The sequence below is a fragment of the Culicoidibacter larvae genome (assembly GCF_005771635.1).
GTDB lineage: Bacteria > Bacillota_I > Bacilli_A > Culicoidibacterales > Culicoidibacteraceae > Culicoidibacter > Culicoidibacter larvae.
The window spans coordinates 15,826-39,149 of the sequence record NZ_VBWP01000013.1; the positions used below are offsets into that span (position 1 = coordinate 15,826).

At 33.3% G+C, this 23,324-nt stretch carries 21 protein-coding genes; 19 read left to right on the forward strand and 2 right to left on the reverse strand.

The annotated features are described in order from the left end of the window. The first annotated feature begins 378 nt into the window (after positions 1-378). The 14 genes from FEZ08_RS11090 to FEZ08_RS11155 all read left to right on the forward strand — a co-directional run bounded on the left by FEZ08_RS11090 (position 379) and on the right by FEZ08_RS11155 (position 11,425). Entirely contained in the window at positions 379-1,158 is a 780-nt protein-coding gene (locus tag FEZ08_RS11090) for a replication-relaxation family protein (RefSeq protein WP_171015052.1), read from the forward strand. Beyond that, the gene (locus tag FEZ08_RS11095; protein ID WP_138192373.1) at positions 1,149-1,967 is read left to right on the forward strand and encodes a hypothetical protein; all 819 of its coding nucleotides are present in this window, start codon (positions 1,149-1,151) and stop codon (positions 1,965-1,967) included. The genes FEZ08_RS11090 and FEZ08_RS11095 overlap by 10 nt, the downstream gene beginning before the upstream one ends. After that, complete coding sequence (locus FEZ08_RS11100) at positions 1,964-2,380, forward strand: hypothetical protein (protein ID WP_138192375.1); 417 nt, start codon at positions 1,964-1,966, stop codon at positions 2,378-2,380. Before FEZ08_RS11095 ends, FEZ08_RS11100 begins: the two co-directional genes overlap by 4 nt. Before the next feature lie 117 nt (positions 2,381-2,497). Continuing rightward, positions 2,498-3,277, forward strand: coding sequence for a ParA family protein (locus FEZ08_RS11105; protein WP_138192377.1), 780 nt, complete (start codon positions 2,498-2,500; stop codon positions 3,275-3,277). A 12-nt stretch (positions 3,278-3,289) separates the two neighbouring features. Beyond that, positions 3,290-4,045 (forward strand): ParB/RepB/Spo0J family partition protein, encoded by a 756-nt coding sequence (locus FEZ08_RS11110; RefSeq protein WP_138192379.1) that lies wholly within the window; start codon positions 3,290-3,292, stop codon positions 4,043-4,045. Between the two features lie 62 nt (positions 4,046-4,107). After that, positions 4,108-4,476 carry an ASCH domain-containing protein gene (locus FEZ08_RS11115; RefSeq protein WP_138192381.1) on the forward strand — a complete coding sequence of 123 codons (369 nt, stop codon included), beginning with the start codon at positions 4,108-4,110 and terminating at the stop codon, positions 4,474-4,476. A 152-nt stretch (positions 4,477-4,628) separates the two neighbouring features. Beyond that, positions 4,629-5,282: a hypothetical protein gene (locus FEZ08_RS11120; RefSeq protein ID WP_138192383.1), complete on the forward strand. Its 654-nt coding sequence runs from the start codon at positions 4,629-4,631 to the stop codon at positions 5,280-5,282. Between the two features lie 14 nt (positions 5,283-5,296). After that, on the forward strand, positions 5,297-5,794 hold the full coding sequence (locus FEZ08_RS11125; protein WP_138192385.1) for a thermonuclease family protein: 498 nt from the start codon (positions 5,297-5,299) through the stop codon (positions 5,792-5,794). A gap of 8 nt (positions 5,795-5,802) precedes the next feature. Next, positions 5,803-6,324 carry a hypothetical protein gene (locus FEZ08_RS11130; RefSeq protein ID WP_138192388.1) on the forward strand — a complete coding sequence of 174 codons (522 nt, stop codon included), beginning with the start codon at positions 5,803-5,805 and terminating at the stop codon, positions 6,322-6,324. Positions 6,325-6,707: 383 nt separating this feature from the next. Beyond that, a complete protein-coding gene (locus tag FEZ08_RS12595; RefSeq protein ID WP_277871047.1) occupies positions 6,708-6,842 on the forward strand; it encodes a hypothetical protein in 135 nt (44 codons plus the stop codon). A gap of 112 nt (positions 6,843-6,954) precedes the next feature. After that, positions 6,955-7,206 carry a hypothetical protein gene (locus FEZ08_RS11135; protein ID WP_138192389.1) on the forward strand — a complete coding sequence of 84 codons (252 nt, stop codon included), beginning with the start codon at positions 6,955-6,957 and terminating at the stop codon, positions 7,204-7,206. Positions 7,207-8,208: 1,002 nt separating this feature from the next. Next, positions 8,209-8,724, forward strand: a complete 516-nt coding sequence (locus FEZ08_RS11145; RefSeq protein WP_138192393.1) for a zinc metalloprotease — start codon at positions 8,209-8,211, stop codon at positions 8,722-8,724. Beyond that, positions 8,724-9,545, forward strand: coding sequence for a hypothetical protein (locus FEZ08_RS11150; RefSeq protein WP_138192395.1), 822 nt, complete (start codon positions 8,724-8,726; stop codon positions 9,543-9,545). Before FEZ08_RS11145 ends, FEZ08_RS11150 begins: the two co-directional genes overlap by 1 nt. Before the next feature lie 755 nt (positions 9,546-10,300). Next, positions 10,301-11,425, forward strand: a complete 1,125-nt coding sequence (locus FEZ08_RS11155) for a MupG family TIM beta-alpha barrel fold protein (protein WP_138192397.1) — start codon at positions 10,301-10,303, stop codon at positions 11,423-11,425. Positions 11,426-12,250: 825 nt separating this feature from the next. Here the strand turns inward: FEZ08_RS11155 and FEZ08_RS11160 are convergent. Beyond that, a complete protein-coding gene (locus FEZ08_RS11160) occupies positions 12,251-13,723 on the reverse strand; it encodes a leucine-rich repeat domain-containing protein (protein WP_138192399.1) in 1,473 nt (490 codons plus the stop codon). A 572-nt stretch (positions 13,724-14,295) separates the two neighbouring features. Between FEZ08_RS11160 and FEZ08_RS11165 the strand changes: the two genes are divergently transcribed. The 3 genes from FEZ08_RS11165 (at position 14,296) to FEZ08_RS11175 (ending at position 18,282) form a co-directional block, all read left to right on the forward strand. Further along, positions 14,296-15,201, forward strand: coding sequence for a C39 family peptidase (locus FEZ08_RS11165; protein WP_138192401.1), 906 nt, complete (start codon positions 14,296-14,298; stop codon positions 15,199-15,201). Positions 15,202-15,448: 247 nt separating this feature from the next. Next, positions 15,449-16,405 (forward strand): hypothetical protein, encoded by a 957-nt coding sequence (locus FEZ08_RS11170; RefSeq protein ID WP_138192403.1) that lies wholly within the window; start codon positions 15,449-15,451, stop codon positions 16,403-16,405. 752 nt (positions 16,406-17,157) lie between these two features. Beyond that, a complete protein-coding gene (locus FEZ08_RS11175; protein WP_138192397.1) occupies positions 17,158-18,282 on the forward strand; it encodes a MupG family TIM beta-alpha barrel fold protein in 1,125 nt (374 codons plus the stop codon). A gap of 825 nt (positions 18,283-19,107) precedes the next feature. Here FEZ08_RS11175 and FEZ08_RS11180 read toward each other — a convergent pair. Continuing rightward, positions 19,108-20,580, reverse strand: a complete 1,473-nt coding sequence (locus FEZ08_RS11180) for a leucine-rich repeat domain-containing protein (protein ID WP_138192399.1) — start codon at positions 20,578-20,580, stop codon at positions 19,108-19,110. Between the two features lie 572 nt (positions 20,581-21,152). On the opposite strand from FEZ08_RS11180, the gene FEZ08_RS11185 reads away from it, so the two are divergent. Together FEZ08_RS11185 and FEZ08_RS11190 are read left to right on the forward strand one after the other, a co-directional pair. After that, positions 21,153-22,058, forward strand: coding sequence for a C39 family peptidase (locus FEZ08_RS11185; RefSeq protein WP_138192401.1), 906 nt, complete (start codon positions 21,153-21,155; stop codon positions 22,056-22,058). A gap of 247 nt (positions 22,059-22,305) precedes the next feature. Further along, on the forward strand, positions 22,306-23,262 hold the full coding sequence (locus tag FEZ08_RS11190) for a hypothetical protein (RefSeq protein ID WP_138192403.1): 957 nt from the start codon (positions 22,306-22,308) through the stop codon (positions 23,260-23,262). Positions 23,263-23,324 lie beyond the last annotated feature (62 nt).

The window sequence follows — 23,324 nt, forward strand, 5'->3', positions numbered from 1 at the left end:
CTATATATAAACCCCAAAAACAACAAATAAACCACACTTTATTCTTCAAAAATAACGATACTTCTTTCAAATTAATTCCTTTACCATATCCAAACTCTATCTATATTTCATTCTCTATTTTCTATTCAGTCAATCAACTATTCGTTGTTGAAGAACATCAATATAAGTGGTTTATTGCCAACCCTAAAACTAAGTAGTTTATAGCTAACTATTCAGTAGGACTCTGATACTTTCTTTTAAAAGAAACAAACCTCAGTCGATTCTATCCGCCGGTGTTGCTGCTCCCGTGCTTAGTTGTTGATGGCGGCGGCCGGCGAGGTGGTGCGACATGTAAGGTGGGCCAAATGGCCCGGAGCTGAAATGAAAGGAGTGAAGCTCATGCAGCGACCAATATCAATCGGACTTACCGAAAATGACATGCGGCTCTTTTTTGCGATTGATGACTTTAAGTATTTAGACCGAGTGTATATTGATGGAGTCATTTATGCTGGTCACTCAAAGCAGTACATTACTAACAGACTTTGGAAACTAGTACAAAATGGATATTTGGATCGTATTCCGAAAGTTGGTGTCTTGGACTGGAATTATATCATTACTGAGCAGACGATCCGTGTGCTGGATTTTCTAGAACGGGGTGATGAGGAAGAAGCGTTTAATCGATTGGTTTATTCAAATGAACCACAACCACAAATGCAGCATCAATTAGAATTAAGCTATGTGATAGCAACTATAAAAAAACAGTTCCCGGATTCGATCTATATCAATGAACGAATGGCGACATTCCAATACGGTATTAGAAAGCACGAAGTGATCAGACCGGATGGACAGGTGCTCATTCCAATTGGTAATAATTGTTACATCAGTTACTGGATTGAACTTGAACGAGCGACAACTGGGCAGAAAGGAAATGTTTTTAAAATAAGACGATATAATGCATTTCTGCAGCAGTCATGTTTTTTAGAACAATATCATTATCCGGGAGAAGTAGTAGAGTTTTGTTGCTTATATATTGGCGCGCGCCGTGTAGACATTGAACGACTAGCACGGTATGCAGCAAGTGGTCGACCACAATTTACAATTGAATATATGAACATGGAAGACGAAATACTGCCGCTTCATTTTGGAGCGAGTGAGAGGAGGGCGCAGCAATGCGAATAACTGAACGTGATGAAAAGCTGTTTATGTCACTGTATCAATTTGAATATTTAGATCTTGAGTACATTCAGAAATACGTCTACATTGATATGCACCAAACTTATATAAGTAAGCGGATAAAAATGCTTTCAACTAATGGATATGTTGAAGCGATTGCTTGTTGGCATAAAAGCCCGGTAAGTAATCAAAGTTATAAGCAAGTGTACAAGATTGGCACGACCGGGTACGACTGGTTATGTAGTACTGTTGGTGAGGGAACTCAACTAAAACCAGTTGCGAAAGACCAGGCGACTATTACGCGCATGATTGAGATTGCCCACATGGTATCGCGCTATCAACAAAGTGGTCGTGGAATTATCTATATGAATGCTGAACGCGCTGCATTCCAATATGGGCTCAATCAACGCGGGCAGATACGCCCGGCAGGTCAATTACTGGTGCCGGTTCTAGTTAATAATCAATCAATGTATATCAGTTATTGGATTGAACTTGAACGAACACGCGGAAGTATTGAGAACTTAGCATTAAATCTAAAACGATATAATCAGTTCCTGCATTTTAAAGCATATGAAAAACAACTCATTTATGATCGGCCGGTATTTGCATTTCGAGTATTATCAATTGCTCGTGATGAAACTTCAATGTATCAACAGATGCATCGATTAAAAGATTTAAAATTTGATGTTCCAATTTACTTTACAACTAAGGAAGAAGCCTTTGGGAATCCGCTTGGTAATATCTACAATACATTTGGTGAGAAAGCGGTCGATTTATTTGGCAATGCGAAAAATAAAGGTGGTGCAATTATATGATGGTTTTTAGTAGCGTGCAGCGATTGGCACGAATGGTTATCGGCAGTGTTGCGAGCATTTTTCCCCGTCCGATCCGGCGACCGATTTATTTAATGCTTGGGATTTGGGGAACGTATGCGATGCTCTGGATGATCTACTTCTTGTTATCAAACGTGATACCGGAAGCAACAATGTTTTTAGAAATTCTCCAGCTGATACTTATAACGATGAAAAATTTCTTCTTGCTGGGATACACCATCGCAAGAAATTTCTTGGGACTGAATGAGTTGCTAGCTTGGATTGTTTACTTTGTTCTTTTATTTGGAATTAGTTATTTATTGAGCGTGGGGCTTGGTGTGAATAGTCGAACGATTCGCGGACTTGTGATACTTGGACTTATTGGGCTTTACATATATCTGTATTACTTACAGTAATGCGCTGTGCGGTAAACGCCAGCGCAAAAAGTGGGCCAAATGGCCCGACAGGAAAAGTGGGCCAAATGGCCCGACAGGAAAAGTGGGCCAAATGGCCCACTGGAAGGAGTGTAAGAAATGAAACAAACTAAAACAATAGCGCTGCTAAATCAAAAAGGTGGCGTGAATAAAACCACAGCTGCGATCATTCTAGCAACCTACCTTTCAAATAGAGGGAATAAAGTTTGCTTCGTTGGGGCTGATGCGCAACTGCATGCGACCGGAACATTGCTTAAAGATGAATATGTTGAATATGGATTGTATGATTTAATAAGCGGAGCCAAGACCTTTGATGACGTTGTTATCCATATCAATGAGAACTTAGATTTCATTCCAGAAACATTGATGCTTTCAACAGCAGATATTCTGCTTTCGCAAAAGATGGGTGGGGAAATGTACCTTGCACAACTCTTTGATGATTTGTTTTCTGACAAAGACTATGACTACATCATTTTCGATTGCCCGCCGGCAATTAATAAAATTACCAGTGGTATTATTTTGTATGCACAATACTTTATCATCCCAGTATCACCGTCGAAATACTCACAGAAAGGCTTAGAAATTCTTTTAGAGTATTTAGCGCAAGTCTTTCATATCTCAAAGAAGGAACAAAAGAAGTTTTTCAGGGTGTTAAAAACCTTTCACAATCCGGATCAGATTGCCAGCCAAAAAATTAGTCGATACTTGGACGAAAAGCGTTTTAATATGTTCCAGACCTATATTTCAAAAGCAACTGAATTTGATACGCTTACATTTACCAATGATGTAATTATTGAGGCCAAGCCGAATCACCCGGTCGCTAAAGAATATGTATTGCTTATGGATGAGATTCTCGAGTGGATTAGTGATAATAATTAGGAGGTTCCGAATATGTCGAATAAAGATCATGATATTTACGAACAATTACGTGAAGTAAATCGCCCACAAAGTGGGCAGAGCGCTCGTGTGGCCGAGTTGATGCTCGGGAATCCAGAAGAAATGCAGCTGACAACCATTAAACTTTCGGTGCTAAAACCAAGTAAATATAACCGTATGCCAATTGTTAAAGTTGAGGAGCTGATGGAACAAATTAAGACTGACGGCTTGCAGAATCCAATACATGTGCGTTTTATTAGTGATGATAATATTATCAATATTGCCGGTCATCGCCGAGCGGAAGCATATAGACGCTTGGGATATGACGAAATTCCTGCCTTTATTCGTAGGGATATCAAAACAGATTTGGACGAACAAAGAGCGGTCGCAATCAATAATGTGCAACGCGAGGAGACGAAAGAAATCGTCAAGCAAAAAGTTTTGGAGTGGGGTGATATTTACGAAATTGAAAAGAGCCTAGGAAATATTCCTACCGGTATTCGGAAGCGTGTGTGGATTGCACAGTTTACTAATTTAAGTGAACGGAGCGTCCAGCGATACTTAACCGAATATGAGGCGATTGATGGTGACGCTATTGAAAAACAAGAAATTGATCCTTTAATGGCCGCTGAGCAAAAAGTCATTAAGCAAGCGCAATCGTTTAGCAAGCATTTAGCCAAGTATACGAAACTGACGGATAAGCAACAAAGCGCTGCAGTAATTGAAGAGCTTGAGAAATTAATTGAGGCCATCCAATCAAACATTGAATAGTCAGAATACCACCAGTGTACCAAATGATACGCTGGTGGTATTTAATTGAAGGAGTGAATATAATGACCGATATTCTGATTGCAATACAACCGGAATATGTTGAGCAGATACTGAACGGGAATAAGCAGTATGAATTTAGAAAAGTGTTGCCAAAGATTATTCCTGAAAGAATGATTATTTATTGCACAGCTCCTGTCATGGCAGTTGTAGGAGTCGCGGACATTGAAGCCATAATAGTTGATACGCCAGAAAACATCTGGCAGCTTACTAATGAGCTTGGTGGTGTCAGTAGTGATTTTTTCTTTTCATATTATAAGCAAAGTAAAAAAGCTTTTGCTTATCAATTAAAGAATGTCGAAAAATATGAACCAAGCAAGTCGCTGTCAGATTTTGGGATCCGTGCAGCACCACAATCATTTGTTTATCTATAATCGTAGATATTAGGTGTTGCTAGAATGGAACGAAAATAACTTTTGTGGGTATTTACCTATCCCAATTGATTCTAGCAGACCTAAAACCAAATAGAAGGGAGCTAAAAATATGAGTAAACAAGATATATTTGAAATAAAGAGAGGTGTTAGCCATGTTAAAAAAGTTTCGTGTATGGTTGCGGGCAACTCAAGAGCTTGCGAAAGAAAAACGTATAAATAAGCATCTTCAAGAACAGATTGAAGAATTACACCAAGATCTGGCGCAAAAGAATAATGAATGGTATGAAGAGAAGCGGCGAGTGGATTACTTTTTTAATGAGAAGATGATTGTTGAACAAGAGCTGCACCAGGTCTATCAATTGTACCGGCCAGAAGGTCCGGAACAGTTTACGCGGTTTGAGATGTATTATGCCGCACAAGGATTTCAATTAATTGATAAAGCGCAATTAATCGATTACACCAAGTTGGATGCGATACTGCAAGCAGCAACAGATGCGTTTATTGAAAATCAAAAGGAGATCATACCGCTCATATTGGATGAACCAGATAAAATGGACGCTGGTAGTGAAAGAGACCGGTTTTTGCAGATTAATAAGAACCTGCAGCAACTGCTCGTTAATATGGGATTGTTGCGATACTATTATGACGGTGGCATCTACATCAAAAAGGAATCACTTGGCTATCATACTCAAAATGATCATGATTATATATTTTCTACTCGTGGTATAGAATATAGTCAGAATATTGTTACAATTACAAGTCCAAGTGGTCAAACATTTTCGTGTGTACTGATGGCACGTGCATAGAGGAGGCAGTTTATATGAAACAATTTAAAATAATGATAGCCAGTATTTTGGTTATTATTGCCATTGGGCTTGTTGGTTGTGAGTATATTCCAGAATTAAAAGATTTGCAGATACAACAAGTTGAAGGAGCAGTCAGTTTTTCAAAGTGTGTTGATGGTGATACGTTTTGGTTGTATATCGATGGAGTCAACACCAAAATACGCTTATCAGGAGTCAATACACCAGAATCAACCAATAAAACGGAACCGTATGGCAAAGAAGCGAGCAGTTATACTTGCCAGCGGATCCAGGAGGCAAATGAGATTCTCGTTGAATATGATACCACTCAGGATGATAGTTACGATCGTAAAGTAGCTATCATCTTTTTAGATGGACGAAACTTCAACTTGGAGTTGGTTGAGGTTGGATTTGCTGATCTGAAATATCTAAAAGACAGTATGCCGTATGCTGCAGATTATCGTGCAGCCTTGATAGAGGCACAAGCGGCCGGAGTTGGCCGCTGGAAGGAGTGAGTTCTAAGATGAATGAAACAGTTATGCAATTGAAATTATTATCTGATTTAGTGTGGGGTGATGAATTCGGTCGGATTCGCTGGATGAGTAGCGAAGAAGAATGGCAAGAATTATATGCGCAACACAGTGATCGTATTTTATATGTGACCAGGCAAGCAGAGGATTTCCAGGGGATCCAGTATGAAAAAGTTGTTGGGATGCTGATTGTTGTGTTTCCAGATGGGTCACTTGTTTATGATGAGGCAGCAATTGTTAAAAATGAGCGCGTACTGTCACATCCGGAACATTGGCGATCATCTGGACCGATTTGTTACTTGTCAGAAATCATTATTCATCCTAGCTATCGCCACACTGGCGTGTTAGCTGATCTTCTGGAGCAGTTCAATAATTGGTGTCAAAGCCACGATATAGTAGAATTTTATGCGACTGGTGTGTCAACAGCTGGACAGCAAGTACTAGAACGGTTTGATAATTCCAAGCTGATTTCGACTAAAGAAGAGAACCGAAAAGTGTATCGAATTACAATATAAAAAAAAGCCAAAGCTCCCAAAAGGCTTTTAAGGGAGCTTTGGCTTTTTTATGAAAGATTGTAGTCCTTGAAAAACTACGAATATATTGTAACATAATTCTGGTTTTTAATGAAATAAAATGAAGAATATATATAATCCAGGGCACGAGAGTGTCCTGGATTTTTTTGTTTATAGTCTGTTATAATAAGAATGCATACATATTTGTATGCGGCAAATTCTATAGAAGCACGTTATAACTGTATACGATAACGTGCTTTTTAAATTGTGATATATCTGATATAATAATAGTTGAGATCACAAAACGGTTGACGGTAGAGCCTCTTGAAGTTTTTCAAGCATCAGGAGGCAACCCCTCCTGATAGAAATTGAAGGAGGTGGTGCGTATGTCAGATGATATTATTGTTGCGATTATTGGAGCAATTGCCCTAGTAATTACAACTACAGTAACTGCAGTTGCTAATTATTACTCTGCCAAAGAAAAATACTACCGCCGTAGCCAGTCAAGCAAAAAGCGGTAGTATCTAATTAATTTTAGAGGCTCACCATCGACTTGACTGTGATCTCATTATATACATATTATATTACAAACGTTTTCTATTTGCAAACAATTAGGAATTAAGGAGTAGAAAAATGAAACTTACTTTATTTTTAAAAAACGGAAATACTTATGATTTTACTGATAAAGAAATTAGTTATACCTATAATGATTTGGGTGGTACTGTATCAAGCGCAAATCATATATTTACTAGAGTTGACAATGACAAAGAAAAAGATATCATTAATTTAATGACTAAATATCCGAAAGGAAGCTTTATAGATAAAACCCAAAATAGTTTGAGATATATTCCATTTGCAGATGTTGTTAAGTTTGAAATAAAATAGTTCAAACAATTATAAATTGTTAGTTTACATAAGCTTTATGATACGAATTATAAACACTAGGAAGAATATTAAAATATATACTAATGAAAGACAAGGGGAACTATATGAAATTAAGCAAGCAAGGAATTTTTACTGGAATTGGATTATTATTTTTAGCAATTACGTACGTTGGACTATTTATTTTAGCAGAGTGGGATAGCGCTGTACTATATGAACTCGGTAAGATGGCATATGCGAATACAGATACGTATAATTTCATACGGGATTTTCAATTAATATTAATGATTACAGGCATCACGCTAATTATACTAATTGTTGTGTTATCAATTATTGGATTAAATCGGAAGATTAGTAACAAGTGGTTAGTTAATGGGTATATCTGTTCAATCATACTCACAATAATAAGCCCAGTATGTATGTTGATATACTATCTTCAATTAACTTATGCACTGCCAGTTATATCAGTTTTACTTTTAATAAATGGTATTTATTTGATCATTGTTTCGCTATTTCGCTTTGATAAACTGGTTTAAAGGAAACATTAAGTATGAAGAGAACAATATTATTAATACTAATAGCATTGCTTTTATTAACTGTATCAACCGGATGTGATGGAAATCATAGTCAAGAATGCATTAATAGTAGCGTTCGCAATCTAAAGGAATATTTATTACAACATAATTTGTCTGAAACTAGCAGAGAAGAATACCGGCAATCACTTTATGATGCTTGTATGAAAACAATTGGAAATAAATAGTAAGAATTGAGGGGTCTTAGCAGCCTCTTTTAATTTTGATTTACAAAGTATTGTGATTTTGTTATATTAATAATAAGCAGGATACTTTCTGGGGAGTGAGGAATTTTGTAAAATAAAGTAAGGGTGTTGTCTTAATGAAGAAAATTATTTATTTTGTTTCTGTATTGTTTATTTGTGGACTTATCTTATCATTTAGTAAGATTAATGTAAATGCTACTGCTTATACCAACCTTAATGGAAGCTATATGGCGGTTTCGTTAAGCAGTTTATGGCATGTGAATCAATCTACATACTCATCATGGAGAATGAATGATGCTGGAAATATTTGGCATCGAAGTGGAACTGTCGATGTAGTTCAGAAGAGTTTTACATCATATAAAACTAGCGATGGAAGAACCGCATATACGGATTTGGTATTTCTTAGCGATGATTATTCTGATCGTTGGGAAGGAAATGGTTGGCGAGCTAGTGGACGTTATTATAAAGAATGTCCAAATAGATTTAGTAGAATGTGCCAAGGAATCATTGAACTTAATGATTATGTTATGTGGAATACAAGCTTAGGTCGATACTATTCCTCTGCTGAAATTCAATATACAATTACTCACGAGATTGGTCATGCCTTAGGTCTAGGAGATAATAAATATGCTGGTAATATTATGACTCAAGGACGACTTTCAAGTATTTATTTTGGTCGAGATGATAATGATTCATACGAGGCGCGTCATGGAAAGAATTCGTTTTGGGGAGGTGGGTACTAATGAATAAGAAAACGATATTTTTAATTATTACTAGCTTGGTCTGTATTGGTCTAGTTGTGGGTTCGTATTTTATTAATCAACCAGCAGAAACAACAATTGTCGCTAGCAGAAACGATAACTTCAATGTTGAGGACTCTGTTACGCAATTTGAGAATATTCTGCATGAAACGGAAATGTCTTTTAATACGGAGCTTGTCTCAGATGACTATGAAAGTATTATGTACTATTCCGATAACGTTGTTGTAGCGAAAGTGCTAAGAGCAGATGGAGTAAAAAATACTGAGGTTTCAGGAGATCAAGTTTATTCAGCCGAAGAATTAAAGTCAGAGTTTCCTGAACTCACATCACTTATTGAAGGAAAGGTTGATAATCCAGTTGATACCGGAGATAAACCGATAAATCCAGAAGGTCAAGATAGTTTTAATGTTGAAGATTATCAAAAAAATAGTATGGCAAACTGGAGTACTGTTTGGACTTTGGAAATTCAAGAAGTAATAAGCGGCGAGGGGATATCAGTAGGAGATCAAATCGAATTGACAACAAGTGGATTTCCAAATACTAAAATTGGAGACACTCCACAATACAGAGATGGTGATGTGCTTGTATTTGCATTAGATAAAAACCCGAATAGTGATGGTTATTGGACTTTACCTATGAACCAAGACTATTTAGTAAAATCCTCAAGAATGCGTACAAATAAAACGCTAGAAACCGTTGAAGCATATAATGAGTTAGAAGATTTAAGCTCTACTCCTAAGGAGGAACTCAATCACGTTGAGATTTTTGGTGACTTAACTGAACCGCCTGCCGAAGGAAGATAAAGTAAATAAAAAGCAATACCTAAAATATCATTAGGTATTGCTTTTTAATTTGGTTAACATAATCTAAATGATATGAAATATGGGAAGGAAATATCCATTGTTTGATTAAAAAGCCGACACAAAGTGCCGGCAAACTTAAGGATTCTACAATCAACCCAAAGGGAATATTGATTGTATGAATTTGGATAAGGAAATTAAGTAATTTCCTAAAAAGAGTTTTGTAACAACTGCTCATGGACACGCGAATAATGTTGTTACAAATAAATTATATGTGTGAACAGTAATTTTGTCTATTAAAATGTACTGAGCTAATCCATAAGGCAGAAAGTTCACAAATATTGACTTGTATAAGGATTTCTGCTCTTCATGAACATGCTACAGTCGTTGTATCATAATGTGCCATTTATTTTGTATAAAATAATAGCTATATCTTCACTTTACATATTTAAATACTTTGTTGGATACAAGAAATAAATATTGAATAATTATAGTATATTAAGGCTTCAAGATTTATTAATTTTGATTATAAAAATAGACAAATTCTTGACCCAGTTTACTTTGAAGTTGAATATGATGTTATTTCTATATCTAATTATTAATACTGGTTTACAAACATAGATTAATATGATGATATTACTAAGAAATTGAGATGCAATCAATTACAGCAATTAATTTGCAGCGATATATATAGTATACCTATACAATAACAAATAATGATGATATACTTAATAAAAAAATAATTGGAGGTATTAAAAATGAAAAAAGAAGTTGGTATATCTGTATATCCAGAGTTTTATGATTTAATTGAGATAAAAAGGTATTTAAAGAAGGCATCTGATTTAGGTTTTACGAAAGCATTCACTGCTTTACAAATTGCGGAATATAATTTTTCTTCAAAAGCGAAAACAATTGGTAAAAATGAATTTAAGGAGATCTTTAGCTATGCTAAATCACTAGGAATCAACTTTACAGCAGATACAACAAGAAATGTTTTTGATTCTCTTGGGGCAACTCCAACAAATCTAGAGCCATTTTATGATTTAGGCTTAGCAACTATTAGAATTGATGCAGGCTTTGATTATGAGGAAATTTGTTCAATGACAAATAATAAGTATGGCATTATTATTGAGTCTAATGCCTCGTTTTCTACTCCTAAAAATAAGCAATATTATGAAGAGGTAAAAAAATTTTGTAAACTGATTATGGATTTTGGAAATATTACTCAACTAGTTACCTGCTTTAACTATTTTCCAAGAATGGGGACTGGACATTCAAAAGAGTTTGTAAAAGAAGTAGTTCATCTATATAAAGAGTATAGTATCCCTGTTTCCGCCTTTGTCGCTTCTCAGTTTTCTGCACCTGATTTAAATGAACATGATCATGGAGTACAGACTATCGAAGAACATAGATTTATGGCTCCACATCTTGCTGCGCAAGAGTTATTTTGCTTAGGAGTATCGAATGTCATCATTGGTGACTCAATGGCATCAGAATCAGAGCTTTCTGAGCTATCTAGAATTAAGGACTTAGAACATTTAGAAATTCCAGTATTATTTAATCAGTACTTACCAAAAGATATTGAAAACAAAATAAAAAGTATTGTCATGACTAGTCGTGTTGATCAACCGGCAGACATAATAAGAAGCACTGATACACGAGGGATAGAATTAGCGCCTTTATATTGTGCTCCAAGAATAAAGTATTCAGTTACTATGGATAATATTATGAATTCGAGATACGCAGGTGAGCTTCAAATAGTTTTAAAGGAGTATGGTCCAAGACAAAACATTAATGTTATTGGAAAAATCGCTGAAGAAGGTCGACATCTCTTACCTTACATATTGTATGGAAACCAACGATTTGTACTAATTAATAAGTAATATGAGCTATGTGGCCAAAGAATTTTAGTAATATATTTTATTATTAATTTTATTTAATTGTTAAATAAATATACGTGTTATAAAACCTAAGAGTGTGCTATAATAAAAAAATGCCAATAGAAAACTATTTCACTTAAAATAGATAAAATTGCGATTGGTATAGTACTAATTGGAATTATATTTAAAAGCGAGTGCATTTATGGAATGATACAGAATAACTAAGCTACATCAAAATAGGTTTTAAAATCGGAAAATAGCTTAACAATTAAATTTGAGTTGGACAAATAATAACTTGTTTAGAAAAACAGTAACTATTTGATTTTGAGCATAATCATATATTATCTGATTGAAGATTATGGAGTATTATGTATATATGGAGGAGATCAAAATGATGCGGGTATTCATAGCAAAACATGGAATAATTGTGCTAATATAAGTACTAAAAAATTTTGGGATGAAGCAAAAGTGTTTGAAGATAGCGCATATTTATTTGTGGTTTTACGCAATTTATCAAAAATTGAAAATTTAAGCTATTGAAATAGTAATAAAGTAACAAGTAAACATCATACATAGTTATAGATATACTATACATAATTTTAATTATTTTAGGATTTTTAAGTTCTTTGTCACAACTAATTGTACTTGCTCACTAAGTCCATTTTTAATTGGACTGATTTTTGGTTAAATTTAACATAAGTATGATTCTCAGTTATGATTGATTCATCGTGAAACAGCGATGTACATATTCAAGTTCGAATAATAAAAAAATAAAAAGACCGCAAATGCGGTCTTTTCGCTTATTCAAATGGCTGCCATGTGCATATTCTAAAGCGAATGCTTATTTGTATTTTTCTGTTTTATGAATAATACTGCTGCTCCAGAAATCAATGCAAAAAATCCAAGTAGTATAAACCAGTCGTTTTGTCCAGTTTGTGGTAACAATGGCTCCTCGTTATTGTTACTTGAACTATCATTTTGATTTATTGGAGTCCATTGCGCATATAAGGTGATGTTATTTGCTGGCATTTTGTTTGTTGCAAAATCCCACTTATCTCCACCGGTTGCAGCAGTATACCATCCAGTAAATATATGGCCAGATTTTGCAGGTGCATTTGGTTCAGGTATTAATGTATCAAATAGAACGGTTTGACTTTCAGGAGCTATTCCCTCACCACCATTTGTTGCGATATCATAAGTTACGATATAAGCTTCTAATAATGGTTGAATAACTTGACCAGAGAAAGTCCCAATAGTAATGTTAGTATTAAAATTATAAGAGACACTTGATTGTGTACTTGGTAAATTGAACCAGTGAATCATAGGTGCATTATACGTTCCACCATCACTGATTGTTGTTGGAGTTATAGAACTACCGGCTGTATCAATAACTTTATTTTCAATGGTTAGATCGTTTGTTCTTTGAATAGATGGCAACGTTATTGTCTGACTATCTAACGTGAAAAAAATTAAATTAGCGAGGTTAGCAAGTGGGGTAATGTCACTAATTTGATTATTACTCAAATAAAGATATTGTAAATTACCAAGATTATACAGAGGTGTAATATCACTAATTTGATTATTACTCAAATAAAGATATTGTAAATTACCAAGATTATGTAGAGGTGTAATATCACTGATTTGATTATTAGATATAGAAATATAGATTAAATTAGTCAGATTAGCCAGTGGATTAATGTCGCTAATTTGATTACGAGTCAAATCAAAAAACTGTAAGTTAGCTAGATTAGCTATTGGGTTAATGTCATTGATTTGATTGTTGTCTAAATAAAGATTGCTTAAATGAGTCAGGTTAGTCAGTGGGCTAATGTCGTTAATTCGATTATTCATCAAATAAAGACTTTGTAATTTAGTAAGGGGAGCCAGAGAGCTGATATCACTGATTTGATTGCTGTCTAAATAAAGATTGTTTAAATTAGTCAAGTTAGCCAATGGACTTATATCACTTATTTGATTATCAGCTAAATTAAGAATGTTTAAGTTAGTGAGGTGTTCGATTCCGCTTATGTCAATAATGTTACTAGAGCCACCTGAAAGTTCTTTAATCCAGTCTAAATCCGCTTGTGTCACTTGATCAGTGACAGAACTTTTATTCAGTGTTTGTCTAATTATTTCTGCAAGATTAGCATCAGGAAATATTTGGTTGATTGCGGCAGGTGGAGGAGTTGTATTACTCGCTGCTTTGGTTGTTATTTCAGTCTTAGTTCCAAGTAGTAAACTAGATGCAAAAATGCCTCCAATTAATAGAGTTATACATAGTAGTGATTTTATTGTTTTCATAATATCCTCCTTTATTTACTTTATATCGAATTTATTATATCATATTTAGTTATTTTGTAACATAATATTCATTAAGAAAACGCTCAAATATTGGAGTTTATGCTAATTATATAATTGAGTGATGTACTATATTTAAAAGTAGTGTTGATTTATAATGATGTTTTCGAAATCTTTATGATATCAAGACCACTTTTGAATGATTAAAAAGCCGACACAAAGTGTCGGCAAACTTAAGGATTCTACAATCAACTCAAGGGGGATATTGATTGTATGAAATTAGATAAGGAAATAAAGTAATTTCCTAAAAATATATTGTAAAAACTGTTCATGGACACGCAAATAAAGTTTTTACAAATTAATTATATAATTGAGCAGCGAGTTTGTCAATTGAAATGTTTTTTACATTTCCTTCTTGGTTAACATAAGCTTTATGATACGAATAAAGAGGCTACTTAGTGTCGCCTCTTTTAATTTTGATTTACAAAGTATTGTGATTTTGTTATATTTATAGTAAGCGAAATACTTTCTGGGGAGTGAGGAATTTTGCAAAATAAATTTTCGGAGGAACAAAAATGAAAAAAATTCTATTCTTATTAGTTTGTACGTTAATTTTGAGCGCCTCAATACCTGTTGTTGTATCAGCTGAGGATAGCGTTCCAACAATTGAACAAATTATGAAAGACTATGAAGTTGGTTCAGATGAGGCAATTAATATTCAGAGTCGACTTCAAGCGGAAAAAGATTTTTATGAATTTGGAGCTGAAGTTCCATTAAAAATTGTACCGACACCTCGTAGTGGCAATTCTATTGATTATGAAACTCAAAAATTGGAGTTTGAGAGTCGGCTTTATGAAGCATATGAGAACATGGATTATGCTGCACTTGAGGCAATTAAACAAGAATTAATTGCAGCATCACCAGACAAAGAATGGGCGAATCCTCTTTCAAGATCAACAAAACAAATTGCCATGAATTTTTATAGACAAAAAAATGATTATTTTTGCGGTCCCGCAGCAGTAGCTATGGCGTTGTCAGTAAAAAATAAATATGTTGATCAATACGAGTTGGCTAATGATAGATGGTTAGAAACTTCTAAAAGAGGATTAACTCCGGGGCAATATATTTCGTACACCCTAAATAGTTTTTTAGGGCTTGGAAATTGGTATGTTTATAGAACGGTAGATACATGGGATCAAAGCCTATTCATGTCTCGAATCACGATTACACTTGATGCAGGTTATGCACCGATTGTCGCTGTGTACCAAACAGGAAAAACTAATGTTCCAAAACTAGTAGGACATACTTACTATGATTTACGACACTTTGTACCAATTTATGGATACGCTGATAGAAATGGTGTCTACTATAAAGATTCATCATCAGGACTTGGTGGAAGATTTGGTGGTGTTCCACAATCAGCATATATTTCAGCATATGATATGTCGTATTTAATTTGGGGAGGTTCGATTACTTATTAAGCGATTACTATTAGTTTTATTTTTTATACTTTTTCTGACTGGTTGTTCAACAAATAAAACAGCCTTTGACGACTTTGTAATTGTACAGAATAATTTTAAAACAGAATATACAAGCAATTATCAAAGCGACATCTATGATAAGCAAAATATTTTTGATACAACATGGGATACCTGGACACCTATTGAGAGAGAATTAGTAGATTATAATCCGATTGCAAATGCGGGTATTGATGCTAAAGGAAATTTAATGGTCGGTAAAATTGATGAGAACAGCAATAAGTCAATTATAGCTATATATAATATCGTAAATCAAAGTTATGAAAACATCGGTGAAACAAGCTCAGACAAATTTTTTGGATTTTCTGGAATGTTTGATAATACCATGGTTTACTTTGAATATATAACTGGTGGGAATGTCGCTGTTCCAATTAACTATAAGTTATATGATACTAAAACAAAAACTACTGAAACTATTGATCTTGAATCATTAAGCGTTGTCCGGGCAACTAATTTTGTTGATCCTATCATATCTTACTACAAAGGGAAGATATACTTTGAGGTACAAAAAAGAGAGACAAGATATAATGGAAATCAACTTGTTGATTTGGGAATGTCAATTTACGAATATGATATTACTTCTAAGCAGGTAAAGGAATTACAGGAATTTGGAACTAGTCCGACGATGACTGCTGAAGGGTTGTACTTCGTAGAAAAAAGTACAGATCCTGATAATATATCAAGTCTGTATTTAAGAGATATGCAGACTGATATCATCACTGAACTAATTCCAAATGTAGCTATCTATACATATAGTGATGGAAAGAATGTAAGTCCAATTTACCCTAAGATAGTATGGAAGCCTAATCGTCAGCATGATTCTGACATGGATTCGCTTAATCTATATTCTAATGGTATAAACACGATCTTAAGTGAATATGATATTATTCCATATTGGGATTTAAGATTATATGGCACATATATTACTTGGCAACAATCCGGAGCTCCGGTATATCTGTATGATATTATAGAAAAAAACTATTTTGTAGTAACAGATAATTTCGGAGCAAATTTCTGTTTGCAGTCAGAAGATTTTATTTACTGGACTGAGGCAAAAGAAATAAACTATGATAATAAAAACGAAGAAAGTCCAACGATAATAAAAATTATATCTCTTACAAACTCTGTTACATTTGAAACTAGTTAAGAAAATATAAAAACACGCAGTTAATTTTAAACTGTGTGTTTTTATATTGGTTAACATAATCTAAATGATATGAAATATGGGAAGGAAATATCCATTGTTTGATTAAAAAGCCGACACAAAGTGCCGGCAAACTTAAGGATTCTACAATCAACCCAAAGGGAATATTGATTGTATGAATTTGGATAAGGAAATTAAGTAATTTCCTAAAAAGAGTTTTGTAACAACTGCTCATGGACACGCGAATAATGTTGTTACAAATAAATTATATGTGTGAACAGTAATTTTGTCTATTAAAATGTACTGAGCTAATCCATAAGGCAGAAAGTTCACAAATATTGACTTGTATAAGGATTTCTGCTCTTCATGAACATGCTACAGTCGTTGTATCATAATGTGCCATTTATTTTGTATAAAATAATAGCTATATCTTCACTTTACATATTTAAATACTTTGTTGGATACAAGAAATAAATATTGAATAATTATAGTATATTAAGGCTTCAAGATTTATTAATTTTGATTATAAAAATAGACAAATTCTTGACCCAGTTTACTTTGAAGTTGAATATGATGTTATTTCTATATCTAATTATTAATACTGGTTTACAAACATAGATTAATATGATGATATTACTAAGAAATTGAGATGCAATCAATTACAGCAATTAATTTGCAGCGATATATATAGTATACCTATACAATAACAAATAATGATGATATACTTAATAAAAAAATAATTGGAGGTATTAAAAATGAAAAAAGAAGTTGGTATATCTGTATATCCAGAGTTTTATGATTTAATTGAGATAAAAAGGTATTTAAAGAAGGCATCTGATTTAGGTTTTACGAAAGCATTCACTGCTTTACAAATTGCGGAATATAATTTTTCTTCAAAAGCGAAAACAATTGGTAAAAATGAATTTAAGGAGATCTTTAGCTATGCTAAATCACTAGGAATCAACTTTACAGCAGATACAACAAGAAATGTTTTTGATTCTCTTGGGGCAACTCCAACAAATCTAGAGCCATTTTATGATTTAGGCTTAGCAACTATTAGAATTGATGCAGGCTTTGATTATGAGGAAATTTGTTCAATGACAAATAATAAGTATGGCATTATTATTGAGTCTAATGCCTCGTTTTCTACTCCTAAAAATAAGCAATATTATGAAGAGGTAAAAAAATTTTGTAAACTGATTATGGATTTTGGAAATATTACTCAACTAGTTACCTGCTTTAACTATTTTCCAAGAATGGGGACTGGACATTCAAAAGAGTTTGTAAAAGAAGTAGTTCATCTATATAAAGAGTATAGTATCCCTGTTTCCGCCTTTGTCGCTTCTCAGTTTTCTGCACCTGATTTAAATGAACATGATCATGGAGTACAGACTATCGAAGAACATAGATTTATGGCTCCACATCTTGCTGCGCAAGAGTTATTTTGCTTAGGAGTATCGAATGTCATCATTGGTGACTCAATGGCATCAGAATCAGAGCTTTCTGAGCTATCTAGAATTAAGGACTTAGAACATTTAGAAATTCCAGTATTATTTAATCAGTACTTACCAAAAGATATTGAAAACAAAATAAAAAGTATTGTCATGACTAGTCGTGTTGATCAACCGGCAGACATAATAAGAAGCACTGATACACGAGGGATAGAATTAGCGCCTTTATATTGTGCTCCAAGAATAAAGTATTCAGTTACTATGGATAATATTATGAATTCGAGATACGCAGGTGAGCTTCAAATAGTTTTAAAGGAGTATGGTCCAAGACAAAACATTAATGTTATTGGAAAAATCGCTGAAGAAGGTCGACATCTCTTACCTTACATATTGTATGGAAACCAACGATTTGTACTAATTAATAAGTAATATGAGCTATGTGGCCAAAGAATTTTAGTAATATATTTTATTATTAATTTTATTTAATTGTTAAATAAATATACGTGTTATAAAACCTAAGAGTGTGCTATAATAAAAAAATGCCAATAGAAAACTATTTCACTTAAAATAGATAAAATTGCGATTGGTATAGTACTAATTGGAATTATATTTAAAAGCGAGTGCATTTATGGAATGATACAGAATAACTAAGCTACATCAAAATAGGTTTTAAAATCGGAAAATAGCTTAACAATTAAATTTGAGTTGGACAAATAATAACTTGTTTAGAAAAACAGTAACTATTTGATTTTGAGCATAATCATATATTATCTGATTGAAGATTATGGAGTATTATGTATATATGGAGGAGATCAAAATGATGCGGGTATTCATAGCAAAACATGGAATAATTGTGCTAATATAAGTACTAAAAAATTTTGGGATGAAGCAAAAGTGTTTGAAGATAGCGCATATTTATTTGTGGTTTTACGCAATTTATCAAAAATTGAAAATTTAAGCTATTGAAATAGTAATAAAGTAACAAGTAAACATCATACATAGTTATAGATATACTATACATAATTTTAATTATTTTAGGATTTTTAAGTTCTTTGTCACAACTAATTGTACTTGCTCACTAAGTCCATTTTTAATTGGACTGATTTTTGGTTAAATTTAACATAAGTATGATTCTCAGTTATGATTGATTCATCGTGAAACAGCGATGTACATATTCAAGTTCGAATAATAAAAAAATAAAAAGACCGCAAATGCGGTCTTTTCGCTTATTCAAATGGCTGCCATGTGCATATTCTAAAGCGAATGCTTATTTGTATTTTTCTGTTTTATGAATAATACTGCTGCTCCAGAAATCAATGCAAAAAATCCAAGTAGTATAAACCAGTCGTTTTGTCCAGTTTGTGGTAACAATGGCTCCTCGTTATTGTTACTTGAACTATCATTTTGATTTATTGGAGTCCATTGCGCATATAAGGTGATGTTATTTGCTGGCATTTTGTTTGTTGCAAAATCCCACTTATCTCCACCGGTTGCAGCAGTATACCATCCAGTAAATATATGGCCAGATTTTGCAGGTGCATTTGGTTCAGGTATTAATGTATCAAATAGAACGGTTTGACTTTCAGGAGCTATTCCCTCACCACCATTTGTTGCGATATCATAAGTTACGATATAAGCTTCTAATAATGGTTGAATAACTTGACCAGAGAAAGTCCCAATAGTAATGTTAGTATTAAAATTATAAGAGACACTTGATTGTGTACTTGGTAAATTGAACCAGTGAATCATAGGTGCATTATACGTTCCACCATCACTGATTGTTGTTGGAGTTATAGAACTACCGGCTGTATCAATAACTTTATTTTCAATGGTTAGATCGTTTGTTCTTTGAATAGATGGCAACGTTATTGTCTGACTATCTAACGTGAAAAAAATTAAATTAGCGAGGTTAGCAAGTGGGGTAATGTCACTAATTTGATTATTACTCAAATAAAGATATTGTAAATTACCAAGATTATACAGAGGTGTAATATCACTAATTTGATTATTACTCAAATAAAGATATTGTAAATTACCAAGATTATGTAGAGGTGTAATATCACTGATTTGATTATTAGATATAGAAATATAGATTAAATTAGTCAGATTAGCCAGTGGATTAATGTCGCTAATTTGATTACGAGTCAAATCAAAAAACTGTAAGTTAGCTAGATTAGCTATTGGGTTAATGTCATTGATTTGATTGTTGTCTAAATAAAGATTGCTTAAATGAGTCAGGTTAGTCAGTGGGCTAATGTCGTTAATTCGATTATTCATCAAATAAAGACTTTGTAATTTAGTAAGGGGAGCCAGAGAGCTGATATCACTGATTTGATTGCTGTCTAAATAAAGATTGTTTAAATTAGTCAAGTTAGCCAATGGACTTATATCACTTATTTGATTATCAGCTAAATTAAGAATGTTTAAGTTAGTGAGGTGTTCGATTCCGCTTATGTCAATAATGTTACTAGAGCCACCTGAAAGTTCTTTAATCCAGTCTAAATCCGCTTGTGTCACTTGATCAGTGACAGAACTTTTATTCAGTGTTTGTCTAATTATTTCTGCAAGATTAGCATCAGGAAATATTTGGTTGATTGCGGCAGGTGGAGGAGTTGTATTACTCGCTGCTTTGGTTGTTATTTCAGTCTTAGTTCCAAGTAGTAAACTAGATGCAAAAATGCCTCCAATTAATAGAGTTATACATAGTAGTGATTTTATTGTTTTCATAATATCCTCCTTTATTTACTTTATATCGAATTTATTATATCATATTTAGTTATTTTGTAACATAATATTCATTAAGAAAACGCTCAAATATTGGAGTTTATGCTAATTATATAATTGAGTGATGTACTATATTTAAAAGTAGTGTTGATTTATAATGATGTTTTCGAAATCTTTATGATATCAAGACCACTTTTGAATGATTAAAAAGCCGACACAAAGTGTCGGCAAACTTAAGGATTCTACAATCAACTCAAGGGGGATATTGATTGTATGAAATTAGATAAGGAAATAAAGTAATTTCCTAAAAATATATTGTAAAAACTGTTCATGGACACGCAAATAAAGTTTTTACAAATTAATTATATAATTGAGCAGCGAGTTTGTCAATTGAAATGTTTTTTACATTTCCTTCTTGGTTAACATAAGCTTTATGATACGAATAAAGAGGCTACTTAGTGTCGCCTCTTTTAATTTTGATTTACAAAGTATTGTGATTTTGTTATATTTATAGTAAGCGAAATACTTTCTGGGGAGTGAGGAATTTTGCAAAATAAATTTTCGGAGGAACAAAAATGAAAAAAATTCTATTCTTATTAGTTTGTACGTTAATTTTGAGCGCCTCAATACCTGTTGTTGTATCAGCTGAGGATAGCGTTCCAACAATTGAACAAATTATGAAAGACTATGAAGTTGGTTCAGATGAGGCAATTAATATTCAGAGTCGACTTCAAGCGGAAAAAGATTTTTATGAATTTGGAGCTGAAGTTCCATTAAAAATTGTACCGACACCTCGTAGTGGCAATTCTATTGATTATGAAACTCAAAAATTGGAGTTTGAGAGTCGGCTTTATGAAGCATATGAGAACATGGATTATGCTGCACTTGAGGCAATTAAACAAGAATTAATTGCAGCATCACCAGACAAAGAATGGGCGAATCCTCTTTCAAGATCAACAAAACAAATTGCCATGAATTTTTATAGACAAAAAAATGATTATTTTTGCGGTCCCGCAGCAGTAGCTATGGCGTTGTCAGTAAAAAATAAATATGTTGATCAATACGAGTTGGCTAATGATAGATGGTTAGAAACTTCTAAAAGAGGATTAACTCCGGGGCAATATATTTCGTACACCCTAAATAGTTTTTTAGGGCTTGGAAATTGGTATGTTTATAGAACGGTAGATACATGGGATCAAAGCCTATTCATGTCTCGAATCACGATTACACTTGATGCAGGTTATGCACCGATTGTCGCTGTGTACCAAACAGGAAAAACTAATGTTCCAAAACTAGTAGGACATACTTACTATGATTTACGACACTTTGTACCAATTTATGGATACGCTGATAGAAATGGTGTCTACTATAAAGATTCATCATCAGGACTTGGTGGAAGATTTGGTGGTGTTCCACAATCAGCATATATTTCAGCATATGATATGTCGTATTTAATTTGGGGAGGTTCGATTACTTATTAAGCGATTACTATTAGTTTTATTTTTTATACTTTTTCTGACTGGTTGTTCAACAAATAAAACAGCCTTTGACGACTTTGTAATTGTACAGAATAATTTTAAAACAGAATATACAAGCAATTATCAAAGCGACATCTATGATAAGCAAAATATTTTTGATACAACATGGGATACCTGGACACCTATTGAGAGAGAATTAGTAGATTATAATCCGATTGCAAATGCGGGTATTGATGCTAAAGGAAATTTAATGGTCGGTAAAATTGATGAGAACAGCAATAAGTCAATTATAGCTATATATAATATCGTAAATCAAAGTTATGAAAACATCGGTGAAACAAGCTCAGACAAATTTTTTGGATTTTCTGGAATGTTTGATAATACCATGGTTTACTTTGAATATATAACTGGTGGGAATGTCGCTGTTCCAATTAACTATAAGTTATATGATACTAAAACAAAAACTACTGAAACTATTGATCTTGAATCATTAAGCGTTGTCCGGGCAACTAATTTTGTTGATCCTATCATATCTTACTACAAAGGGAAGATATACTTTGAGGTACAAAAAAGAGAGACAAGATATAATGGAAATCAACTTGTTGATTTGGGAATGTCAATTTACGAATATGATATTACTTCTAAGCAGGTAAAGGAATTACAGGAATTTGGAACTAGTCCGACGATGACTGCTGAAGGGTTGTACTTCGTAGAAAAAAGTACAGATCCTGATAATATATCAAGTCTGTATTTAAGAGATATGCAGACTGATATCATCACTGAACTAATTCCAAATGTAGCTATCTATACATATAGTGATGGAAAGAATGTAAGTCCAATTTACCCTAAGATAGTATGGAAGCCTAATCGTCAGCATGATTCTGACATGGATTCGCTTAATCTATATTCTAATGGTATAAACACGATCTTAAGTGAATATGATATTATTCCATATTGGGATTTAAGATTATATGGCACATATATTACTTGGCAACAATCCGGAGCTCCGGTATATCTGTATGATATTATAGAAAAAAACTATTTTGTAGTAACAGATAATTTCGGAGCAAATTTCTGTTTGCAGTCAGAAGATTTTATTTACTGGACTGAGGCAAAAGAAATAAACTATGATAATAAAAACGAAGAAAGTCCAACGATAATAAAAATTATATCTCTTACAAACTCTGTTACATTTGAAACTAGTTAAGAAAATATAAAAACACGCAGTTAATTTTAAACTGTGTGTTTTTATATTGGTTAACATAATCT

Bases quoted from the DNA above. Each gene is read 5' to 3' on its own strand.
- FEZ08_RS11160 (WP_138192399.1), bottom strand. From the start codon at position 13,723: ATGAAAACAATAAAATCACTACTATGTATAACTCTATTAATTGGAGGC.
- FEZ08_RS11115 (WP_138192381.1), top strand. From the start codon at position 4,108: ATGACCGATATTCTGATTGCAATACAACCGGAATATGTTGAGCAGATA.
- FEZ08_RS11130 (WP_138192388.1), top strand. From the start codon at position 5,803: ATGAATGAAACAGTTATGCAATTGAAATTATTATCTGATTTAGTGTGG.
- FEZ08_RS11125 (WP_138192385.1), top strand. From the start codon at position 5,297: ATGAAACAATTTAAAATAATGATAGCCAGTATTTTGGTTATTATTGCC.
- FEZ08_RS11190 (WP_138192403.1), top strand. From the start codon at position 22,306: ATGGTCGGTAAAATTGATGAGAACAGCAATAAGTCAATTATAGCTATA.
- FEZ08_RS11150 (WP_138192395.1), top strand. From the start codon at position 8,724: ATGAATAAGAAAACGATATTTTTAATTATTACTAGCTTGGTCTGTATT.
- FEZ08_RS11120 (WP_138192383.1), top strand. From the start codon at position 4,629: ATGTTAAAAAAGTTTCGTGTATGGTTGCGGGCAACTCAAGAGCTTGCG.
- FEZ08_RS11155 (WP_138192397.1), top strand. From the start codon at position 10,301: ATGAAAAAAGAAGTTGGTATATCTGTATATCCAGAGTTTTATGATTTA.
- FEZ08_RS11090 (WP_171015052.1), top strand. From the start codon at position 379: ATGCAGCGACCAATATCAATCGGACTTACCGAAAATGACATGCGGCTC.
- FEZ08_RS11165 (WP_138192401.1), top strand. From the start codon at position 14,296: ATGAAAAAAATTCTATTCTTATTAGTTTGTACGTTAATTTTGAGCGCC.
- FEZ08_RS11180 (WP_138192399.1), bottom strand. From the start codon at position 20,580: ATGAAAACAATAAAATCACTACTATGTATAACTCTATTAATTGGAGGC.
- FEZ08_RS11145 (WP_138192393.1), top strand. From the start codon at position 8,209: ATGGCGGTTTCGTTAAGCAGTTTATGGCATGTGAATCAATCTACATAC.
- FEZ08_RS11175 (WP_138192397.1), top strand. From the start codon at position 17,158: ATGAAAAAAGAAGTTGGTATATCTGTATATCCAGAGTTTTATGATTTA.
- FEZ08_RS11135 (WP_138192389.1), top strand. From the start codon at position 6,955: ATGAAACTTACTTTATTTTTAAAAAACGGAAATACTTATGATTTTACT.
- FEZ08_RS11170 (WP_138192403.1), top strand. From the start codon at position 15,449: ATGGTCGGTAAAATTGATGAGAACAGCAATAAGTCAATTATAGCTATA.
- FEZ08_RS11105 (WP_138192377.1), top strand. From the start codon at position 2,498: ATGAAACAAACTAAAACAATAGCGCTGCTAAATCAAAAAGGTGGCGTG.
- FEZ08_RS11100 (WP_138192375.1), top strand. From the start codon at position 1,964: ATGATGGTTTTTAGTAGCGTGCAGCGATTGGCACGAATGGTTATCGGC.
- FEZ08_RS11185 (WP_138192401.1), top strand. From the start codon at position 21,153: ATGAAAAAAATTCTATTCTTATTAGTTTGTACGTTAATTTTGAGCGCC.
- FEZ08_RS11095 (WP_138192373.1), top strand. From the start codon at position 1,149: ATGCGAATAACTGAACGTGATGAAAAGCTGTTTATGTCACTGTATCAA.
- FEZ08_RS11110 (WP_138192379.1), top strand. From the start codon at position 3,290: ATGTCGAATAAAGATCATGATATTTACGAACAATTACGTGAAGTAAAT.
- FEZ08_RS12595 (WP_277871047.1), top strand. From the start codon at position 6,708: ATGTCAGATGATATTATTGTTGCGATTATTGGAGCAATTGCCCTAGTA.